This window comes from Methyloceanibacter sp. (assembly GCF_051306395.1).
In the GTDB taxonomy this organism is placed as follows: Bacteria; Pseudomonadota; Alphaproteobacteria; order Rhizobiales; family Methyloligellaceae; genus Methyloceanibacter.
The window spans coordinates 1-8,521 of record NZ_JBPPND010000177.1 but is presented as its reverse complement, the minus strand read 5'-3'; the positions used below and the strand labels follow the sequence as shown (position 1 = coordinate 8,521).

Annotated in this window: 9 protein-coding genes and 1 pseudogene; 7 read left to right on the top strand and 3 right to left on the bottom strand. The window is 62.8% G+C overall.

The window, feature by feature from the left end:
• The 5 genes from ACSLE4_RS09095 to ACSLE4_RS09075 form a co-directional block, all read left to right on the top strand.
• On the top strand, positions 1–199 hold a 199-nt coding region (locus tag ACSLE4_RS09095), incomplete at its 5' end, for a hypothetical protein (protein WP_435904142.1).
• Between the two features lie 196 nt (positions 200–395).
• Positions 396–2,843 (top strand): PAS domain-containing protein, encoded by a 2,448-nt coding sequence (locus tag ACSLE4_RS09090; protein WP_435904141.1) that lies wholly within the window; start codon positions 396–398, stop codon positions 2,841–2,843.
• A gap of 9 nt (positions 2,844–2,852) precedes the next feature.
• The gene (locus ACSLE4_RS09085; RefSeq protein ID WP_435904140.1) at positions 2,853–3,419 is read left to right on the top strand and encodes a SiaB family protein kinase; all 567 of its coding nucleotides are present in this window, start codon (positions 2,853–2,855) and stop codon (positions 3,417–3,419) included.
• Positions 3,420–3,429: 10 nt separating this feature from the next.
• Positions 3,430–3,819 (top strand): DUF1987 domain-containing protein, encoded by a 390-nt coding sequence (locus ACSLE4_RS09080; protein WP_435904139.1) that lies wholly within the window; start codon positions 3,430–3,432, stop codon positions 3,817–3,819.
• Positions 3,819–4,862 (top strand): adenylate/guanylate cyclase domain-containing protein, encoded by a 1,044-nt coding sequence (locus ACSLE4_RS09075; protein WP_435904138.1) that lies wholly within the window; start codon positions 3,819–3,821, stop codon positions 4,860–4,862. Before ACSLE4_RS09080 ends, ACSLE4_RS09075 begins: the two co-directional genes overlap by 1 nt.
• Before the next feature lie 3 nt (positions 4,863–4,865).
• Here ACSLE4_RS09075 and ACSLE4_RS09070 read toward each other — a convergent pair whose 3' ends face one another.
• Positions 4,866–5,111: a ribbon-helix-helix domain-containing protein gene (locus ACSLE4_RS09070; protein WP_435904137.1), complete on the bottom strand. Its 246-nt coding sequence runs from the start codon at positions 5,109–5,111 to the stop codon at positions 4,866–4,868.
• A 170-nt stretch (positions 5,112–5,281) separates the two neighbouring features.
• On the opposite strand from ACSLE4_RS09070, the pseudogene ACSLE4_RS09065 reads away from it, so the two are divergent.
• Positions 5,282–5,782, top strand: a pseudogene (locus ACSLE4_RS09065) (ferritin-like domain-containing protein); the annotation flags it as partial.
• A 224-nt stretch (positions 5,783–6,006) separates the two neighbouring features.
• Here the strand turns inward: ACSLE4_RS09065 and ACSLE4_RS09060 are convergent.
• Positions 6,007–6,855, bottom strand: a complete 849-nt coding sequence (locus tag ACSLE4_RS09060) for a D-amino-acid transaminase (RefSeq protein WP_435904136.1) — start codon at positions 6,853–6,855, stop codon at positions 6,007–6,009.
• Between the two features lie 165 nt (positions 6,856–7,020).
• Between ACSLE4_RS09060 and ACSLE4_RS09055 the strand changes: the two genes are divergently transcribed.
• Entirely contained in the window at positions 7,021–7,422 is a 402-nt protein-coding gene (locus ACSLE4_RS09055) for a hypothetical protein (RefSeq protein WP_435904135.1), read from the top strand.
• Here ACSLE4_RS09055 and bioB read toward each other — a convergent pair whose 3' ends face one another.
• Complete coding sequence (gene bioB / locus ACSLE4_RS09050) at positions 7,423–8,391, bottom strand: biotin synthase BioB (protein WP_435904143.1); 969 nt, start codon at positions 8,389–8,391, stop codon at positions 7,423–7,425. It lies immediately after the preceding gene.
• Positions 8,392–8,521: the final 130 nt, after the last annotated feature.

Genomic DNA, 8,521 nt, shown 5'->3' with positions numbered 1-8,521 from the left:
TCTTATCGTGATTATTGCCATTTTTGCGGTGGTTCAGAGCAAGCGGCACAACTGTGAGTTCGGCGACGAAGGATGGTTTGACTGCGTCGTGGGCAAGACCGCTGACGAATTCTCCTCGAAGACGTCTGAGACGTCGCCGGAAACCCCGGCGGCGGAGGCGCCTGCAGCCAAGACATCGACCCCGGATACCCCTCAATAGGCGTCGTCGGACGCGCGTCGGCGACCAGCCTTGGCGAGCGGTAACCTTGCGGTGATTTGGGTGGACAGCGCCCATTTGCGGCGTTGATTCGGGGTATGATCCGCCGGCCATATGCGTTTATCTGGCCTCGCGCTTTTCGCGCGGCCCGGAGTGAACGATCCAAAACGACGCCCTCAAGAGGACTGAGCGCGGGACGATGACCGCATCGAAGGACCATGCCGGCCGCGCCGCCGCTGCCTTGGCGGACCTGTTGCGCCCCGGCGCCGATCTTGGCGCTGTCGCCGGCATCATCCAGCAAGCCATGGACGACGCGAGCGAGGCGGCGGCCGAGGAGCGCGCCGCGCGGCTCCTCTCCGCCTCGCCAGCGGTCATCTACAGCTTCAAGGCGCGTGACGACTTTGCGCCGACCTTCGTCAGCGACAATCTCGAGCGCCTGTTCGGCTGCGCGCCCGCGGAGTATCTCGGCAACCCCGATTTCTGGCGGGAACACGTCCATCCGGACGATCTGCCTCGGGTCGAAGCCGAGATCGCGAATCTCTTCGATATCGGCCATCAGGCCCTCGAATACCGTTTTCGCCGCAAGGACGGCTCTTATTGCTGGGTGAACGACGAGCAGCACGTTGTCCGGGACGCCGAAGGCGCGCCGCTCGAAGTCGTCGGCTCATGGAGCGACATCAGCGCACGCAAAGCCGCCGAGGAAGGCGAGGACGCGGCCCGCGCGCGGCTTGCCATGCTTCTGGAGACGGCACCGTCGGTCATTTATAGCTTCAAGGCGCGCGACGACTACGCACCGACTTTTATCAGCGAGAACATCAAGCGGCTGCTCGGTTACTGTCCGGAGAAATATCTGGAGCACGCCGATTTTTGGCGCTCGCACGTGCATCCCGAAGACCTCGCTTCCGTGGAGGCCCAGCAGCGAAACCTGTTCGAGAAGGGACGCCACGTCACCGAGTACCGGTTCCGCAAGCGCAACGGCACCTATATCTGGGTCAGCGACGACCAGTATTTCTTGCGCGACGAGAAGGGGAACCCCGCCGAGATCGTCGGCTCTTGGAGCAATATCAGCGCGCGGAAAGAGGCCGAGCAGGCGGAAAGCCAAGCGCGGGCGCGCTTCGATCTGATGCTGCATAGCGCGCCGGCCGTGGTCTACAGCTTCGGCGCGACCGGCGACTTCAAGCCCAGCTTCGTCAGCGAAAACATCAAGCGCGTGCTGGGATACGCGCCCGACGATTATCTGACGCAGCCGGACTTCTGGCGCTCCCACGTTCACCCCGAAGACCTTGATGAGGTCGAGGCCGGGCAAGCACAACTCTTCGAGACCGGCCACCGCGTTTCCGAATACCGCTTTCGCAAGGCGGATGGCATCTATTGCTGGGTCAGCGACGAGCAGACTTTGGTCAAAGATCAGCACGCCCAGCCGCTCGAAGTGATCGGCACCTGGAGCGAAGTTACCGCGCGCAAGACCGCCGAGCAGGCCGCCCTTCAGCAGAGCGAGCAGCGGCTCACCGACGCGATCGAGACGATCTCGGAAGGGTTCTCGCTCTATGACGCCGAGGATCGCCTCGTTCTCGGCAACCAGAAATATGCCGAGCTGTTCGACGTGGGCGAGGGCCCGCCGCCGCCAGGCTCCACCTACGAGGAAATCCTGCGCAAGGCGGTCACACATGGGGTCATCGGCGATGCACGCGGACGCGAGAAAGGCTGGATCCGCCAGCGCCTCGAAGAGCACCGCAATCCCGGGGAGCCGGCTCTGCAACGCCGCGCCGACGGCCGTTGGATTCAGATCAGCGAGCGCCGCACCGAGACCGGCGGCACCGTCGCCGTCTATAGCGATCTCACCGAGGTAAAGGAGAGCGAGCAGCGCGCCGCCGCCGCCAACCAGCTCATTCTTCAAAGCCTGCGCTATGCCAGCCGCATCCAATCCGCCGTGCTGCCCGCACGCCAGGAACTGGAAGCCGTGGCCGCCGATCACTTCCTCATTTGGGAACCGCGCGACATCGTGGGCGGCGACTTCTTCTGGTTTCAGCCGATCCGCGACGGCTATGCGGTCATGGTCGGCGACTGTACTGGGCATGGCGTGCCGGGCGCCTTTATGACGCTCATCGCCTGGGGGCTGCTCGACCGGATGCTTCGCAGCGCGCCGAGCGACAAGCCGAGCGAGGTTCTGACCGGTCTGCACCAGGGCGTGCGGAGCTTGCTCGGCCAGGACGCGCAACAAGGAGAGACCGATGACGGACTCGAGGCCGGCATCTGCTTCATCAATCCCAAAGAGCAGTCCATGACCTTCGCCGGCGCACGCTTCTCGCTGTGGCGCGCCAACCAGGAGGGCGTCATCGAGATCAAGGGCGATCGTAAGGGCCTGGGCTATCGGCGCTTCGCCCACAAGACACGGTTCAGCGATTACACCTTCCCCTATGACGATCAGGATTCGTTCTATCTCACTACCGACGGGCTTATCGATCAGATCGGCGGACCGCGCGGCCGTTCGTTCGGCAAACGCCGCTTTCAGGACCTCTTGCACAAACTCCGCGATGCGCCCATGAGGGAGCAGGAGCTATCGTTGCGCGAAGCCTTCGAGCAGTATCAGGGGGACGAACGCCGCCGTGACGATCTCACCGTCTTGGGCTTCATTCCGCATTCCTAGGAGAACCCCATGCTCGCCGGCCAACTGATGGATCTGCGGTCGATGCTGCATAAACAAGGCGTGATCTTCGCCTATAGCGGCTATGTGACCGAACCCGTGCTCAGCGGCGTAGGCGAGGCGTTGAAGCAGAAGCTCACGATCGACGACGCCGACACCAAGACGCTGCGCAGCGTGTTTGCCATTTTCGTCGAGCAGATGCAGAACATCATCCGTTACTCCGCCGAGATGCAGCATGCGCCGCCGCCCGCGTCCGATGCCAATGCGCTCAAGGAGATCCGCTACGGCATCCTCACCATCGGCAAGGAAGGGGTGGATTACATCGTGTGTGCCGGCAATCTCGTACGCCAGACTGACGTCGAACGCCTTCGTGAGCGGCTGAGCAGAATCAGAGACATGAACAAGGACGAGCTGAAGGCCCTTTATAAAGAGAAGCTGAGGGCCGATCCCGAGGAGGGCAGCAAGGGAGCCGGCCTCGGCTTCATGGAGATCGCCCGGCGCGCGACCCAGCCCATCGAGTTCGATTTTTTCGACGTCGATGCCGACTATTCGTTTTTCGCGCTTAAAGCGACCATCTGAGGGCTGAGTGATGCGGGACAAGCTGGATATTGAGCCGACTTCGCGTACGCCGGCCGTGGCTTTCGATTTTGCCGGCAACCACCTGAAGATTTCCGGCGAGTCCTATCCCGAGGATGTGACCGAGTTCTACCGGCCAGTGTTCGACGCACTCGATGAGTATCTCGGCGGGCTCGGCCAGGGCAGCTGCCGTTTCGACTTCGAGCTCATCTATCTCAACAGCTCGAGCGCCAAGGCCGTGATGATGCTCATGGACAAGCTCGAAGCCGCGGCGGCGGACGGCGCGTCCGTCGACATCCACTGGCTCTACGACAAAGAAGACGACACCATGCAGGAACTCGGCGAGGAGTTTGGCGAGGACCTCGAATCCGCCAAGTTCCACCTTGAGAAGATGGCCGTCTAATGTCGTCAGACGACCTCTTCGGCGCCGAGGAGCGGGCGCTCGTGGCGGCGCAGGAGCTCATTGAGAGCGGCCGCTTCGCCGATCTCGCCGACGGCAAACGCTACGAGGCGCTGGTCAAGGATTACCAAAAGCTGCTGCGCGCCACGCGCCGGCTGATGCGCTTGAGCGATCGCAACGAGGAGCAGCTTAACGCGCTGACCAAAGAGCAGCGTCAAGCCAACGAGGTCATTGCCCAGAAGAATAAGGCGCTCGATGCGCTCGCCACAAAGCTGTCGAAATATCTCTCGCCGCAAATCTATCATTCGATCTTCACCGGCGCTCAGAACGTGGAGATCGCGTCGAGCCGGAAGAAACTCACGATCTTCTTCTCCGACGTGGTGAATTTCACCGAGACTACGGACAAGATGGAGTCCGAGGACCTCACCAACCTGCTCAACCGCTATCTCACCGAGATGACCAACATCGCGCTAGAGCATGGTGCGACCATCGACAAATATATCGGCGACGCCATCATGGTGTTCTTCGGCGATCCCGAATCCAAGGGGGTCAAGGAAGACGCCCGGGCGTGCGTGCGCATGGCCATCGCCATGCTAAAGCGTCTCGCCGAGCTGCATACGGAATGGCTGGAGCTCGGCGCCGAGCAGCCGTTCCATCTTCGCATCGGCATCAACACCGCCTACGTCACTGTGGGAAATTTCGGCAGCGACGACCGTATGGACTACACCATCATCGGCAGTGGCGTGAACGCCACGGCGCGGCTCGAGTCCTTTGCCGAGACCGACGGCATTCTCATCGGCCACGAGACCTATGCGCTGGTGAAGGACGAGGTGAATGCGGAGGAGCGGGAGCCGATCAAGGTCAAGGGCTTCGCCGAACCGCTCCGCTGCTACAAGGTTCTCGGCCTCTACGATGACCTGGTCAGTGAGGGGTCCGTCATCCGCGAGGAGCAGGACGGCTTCAAGCTCTTGCTCGATCTGAACAAGCGCGACCGCGCCGAGGCCATCGCCGCCCTTCAAGTTATCGTCGACCGCCTAAAGGAATAGCGCTTAGGTCCCGTGCCGCTCGGGCGGGACATCGTCGTTGGCGGGAAGCCGGCGCGTGCTTTCCCGCAAGGCGTCCTTCAGCGAGGTGGGCCGGTGGTACTTCCCCAAGAGATCCCCGAATGCCTCATCGGCCAATGACTGGACGCTGCGGCCGCTATCCCGCGCCAGCAATTCGAGCGCCTGCAAAATCTCCGGCGAGAAGCCGATGATCTTGCGGCGAGGGCGCGCTTTATAGGACGTGAGCGTCATGAATCTGCTCTCAGCATCTTATCCCAAACATAGCTGATTCGCCCCCGCTCTGATCAGCTCCGCGGAACTTATTGGAACTTTGGCGATTTAACGTCGCACGTCTCGCAGCGCCGGTCGACGCGTGCAAAAGCGAGCCGAGAAGCACCGAGAAACGCCGAAAGGACACTGCAATGGGTTTGTTCAGCAAAGACATAAAGTCGATGGAGGATCTGTTCATTCACACCCTCCAGGACGTCTACTACGCCGAAAATCAGATCGTGAAAGCGCTGCCGAAGATGATCGACAAGGCGACGAACCGGCAGCTCAGCGCCGGGTTGCGGAGCCATCTCAAGGAAACCGAAGGCCAGGTGAAGCGCCTTGAACAAGTCTTCGAGAGGCTGGGCAAGGAGCCCAAGGGCGTGGATTGCCCGGCCATCGACGGCCTGATCAAGGAGGCCGACGAGGTAGCGGGCGAGGTCGACGACAAGAAGGTACTGGACGCTGCGATCGTCGGCAGTGCACAGGCCGTGGAGCATTACGAGATGTCGCGTTACGGCACGCTGATCGCTTGGGCAAAGGAGCTCGGCCACGACAACGTGGTGAGCTTGCTCAACGCCAACCTCAAGGAAGAGAAGGCGGCCGACAAGAAACTTTCCACCCTCGCCGAGGGCAAGGTGAACCGCCGGGCGTCTGGCAAGACCGCCGCCAAACGGTCGACCGTCCGGCGTACGTCGTCTTCATCGCGTACGAAGAAGAAAGCGCCACTCAAGCGGGCGGCCGCGAGGAGCGGCACGACCAAGCGCAAAGCCGGGTTAACGAAGCGCAGAACCGGGCCAACGAAGCGCAAGACGGCGCGGAGGTAGACTGCTTGTGTCTCATCGCAGGCCGGGGCCTCTGGGCTCCGGCCGTCTCTTAGCTAAGAGTCTCGGGCTTCGGCGATGTAGTGGGCGCGAAACTCCCGCGCGACCGGCCCCGGAATACCGTCTCCGATAGCGTGCCCGTCGATCTCGACGACCGGGAGCACAAAGGCGGAGGCCGCGGTGAGGAAGGCCTCGCGCGCCTCGATGCCTTCCGCCACGGTGAACGGCCGCTCCTCCACGCGCAGGCCCTCTTCCTTGGCGAGCCGGAGAATGGCCCGGCGCGTGACGCCGGGAAGAATATGGACCCCAAGCGGCTGCGTGCGGAGCACGCCGCCTGCGTCGAGGATGAAGGCCGAGGACGAGGTGCCCTCCGTCACGAAGCCATCCTCCACCATCCAAGCCTCGTAGGCGCCTTGGCGCTTCGCTGCCTGCTTGCCCATGGCCTGGCCGAGCATGGAGACCGACTTGATGTCCCGCCGCTTCCAGCGAATGTCGGGGATGGTGACGACCTTGACCCCTGTTTCGACATAAGGGTTGTCGAGCAGGGCGCGGCTTTGCGTAAACGCGACGACGGTCGGCATGGCGGCCTCGGGATAGGCGAAGTCGCGCTCCGCCGGCCCGCGGCTGATCTGCAGATAGACGATGCCTTCGCCGACCTTGTTTTCGGCGATCAGCGCTTCGTGCAACTCGCGCAGCCCCTCATGCGGAATCGGAAGCGGAAGCTCGATCTCCCTGAGCGACCGGTCGAGGCGCGCCAGATGTGCGTCGAAATCCACGAGCCGCCCGTCCAGCACCGCCGTGACCTCGTAGACGGCGTCGCCGAACAGAAAGCCCCGGTCGAAGACGGAGATCTTCGCCTCTTCTTCTGGCTGATAGGCGCCGTTCACGTAGACGATGCGGGACATGGGCTGCCGGGCGACTGAGAAAGTTGCGCTTGCCTAGCGTTCGCTAGGTCCGAAGGCAAGTTGGCCGAGCGCCGCGGATTCTTGCCCAAATTGGTTCCACATGCTCAACTCTCGCACGAATAAGAACTGATTCCTCAAGTGGGTCAGGGCCTAAGGGGGGCAGAAATGACATCAGCTAGTCTTTTGATCGTGCTCTTCGTCGGAACCGTTGTGGGAGCGGTGACCGGCCTGGTGGTGGGAGGCAGCTTCGGCGCCGTTTATCTGGCAATTCTCGCCGGCTTCCTTGGCGCCGTTGCCGGGGTCATCATCCGCAATCTCATCATTGCCAAAGGGGCGGGGGTCGGACCCGACGATTCGAAGACGCCCGCATTGGTGGCGATCTACGCGATCATTGCTTCGCTAGCCGGCAGCCTGGCGGCGAAGGAGGTCCTCGATTTCAGCGAGCTCACCGCGCCGGTCGGCGTCGGCGCTTTGGCGGGCTTATTCTCCGCGGTGCTGCTGGCGATGCTGATGATCACCTATCACACCAATCCCGGCCAGCCGCCGAAACTCCGGCAAAAGCACTGATTACAGAGCGCAGGCCGGTTTGATCCGCAAGCCGGCCTCCTCGATGAGGGCGAGATCGTCGTCCACGTCGTTATTGGCCGTGGTTAGCAGCTTGTCGCCATAGAAGATGGAATTGGCGCCCGCGAGGAAGCACAGGATCTGCGCCTCGCGGGTCAGCGCCGAGCGCCCCGCCGACAGCCGCACGAAGGAATTGGGCATAAGAATGCGCGCGGTCGCCACCATGCGCACCAAGTCGAGCGGCTCGACCGGCGGCTGATGCTCGAGCGGCGTGCCCGGCACGGGGACCAGAGCGTTGATCGGCACGCTTTCGGGGTGCGGGTCGAGCGTGGCCAGCTCTTGCAGGAGGCGCGCCCGATCCTCGATGGTCTCGCCCATACCGATAATGCCGCCGCAGCAGACTTGCAGGCCCGCGCCGCGCACATGGGCCAGCGTCTCGAGCCGGTCCTCGTAGGTCCTTGTTGTGATGATCTCCCGGTAGAACTCGGGCGATGTATCGAGATTGTGGTTGTAGGCGGTGAGCCCGGCCTCGGCGAGCCGCTTGGCTTGGGTCTCCGTCAGCATGCCGAGCGTGACGCACGCCTCCATGTCGAGGTCGCGGACGCCGCGCACCATCTCCAGAACGCTGTCGAAGGCCGGGCCGTCCTTCACCGAGCGCCAGGCGGCGCCCATGCAGAAGCGTGTGGCGCCGGCCTCCTTGGCGAGTCGCGCCTTGGACAGCACGTCGTTCACGTCGAGCAGGGCCTCGCGCTCGAGCCCCGTCTTCTTGGTGTAGTGCGCCGACTGCGGGCAGTACTTACAGTCCTCCGGGCAGGCCCCGGTCTTGATGGACAGCAGGCTGGCGAGCTGCACTTGGCCGTCCGCGTGGTAGCGCTGGTGCACCGCCCGCGCCTCGTCAAGGAGGTCGAGTAGCGGCGCCCTTAGCAGGCACACGATCTCGATGGTCTGCCAATCGTGGCGGGTACCAAGGATGCCATTTTGCTCACGCCGGCTCTCCGCGCGGGCGGCCTGGCGATTGACAGGATTCACGCTTTCCAAGGTTTCTGACACGGGACTCCAAGCGATTGATTGCTGGGGATCAGGCCCTTCGCTAATACAGGAT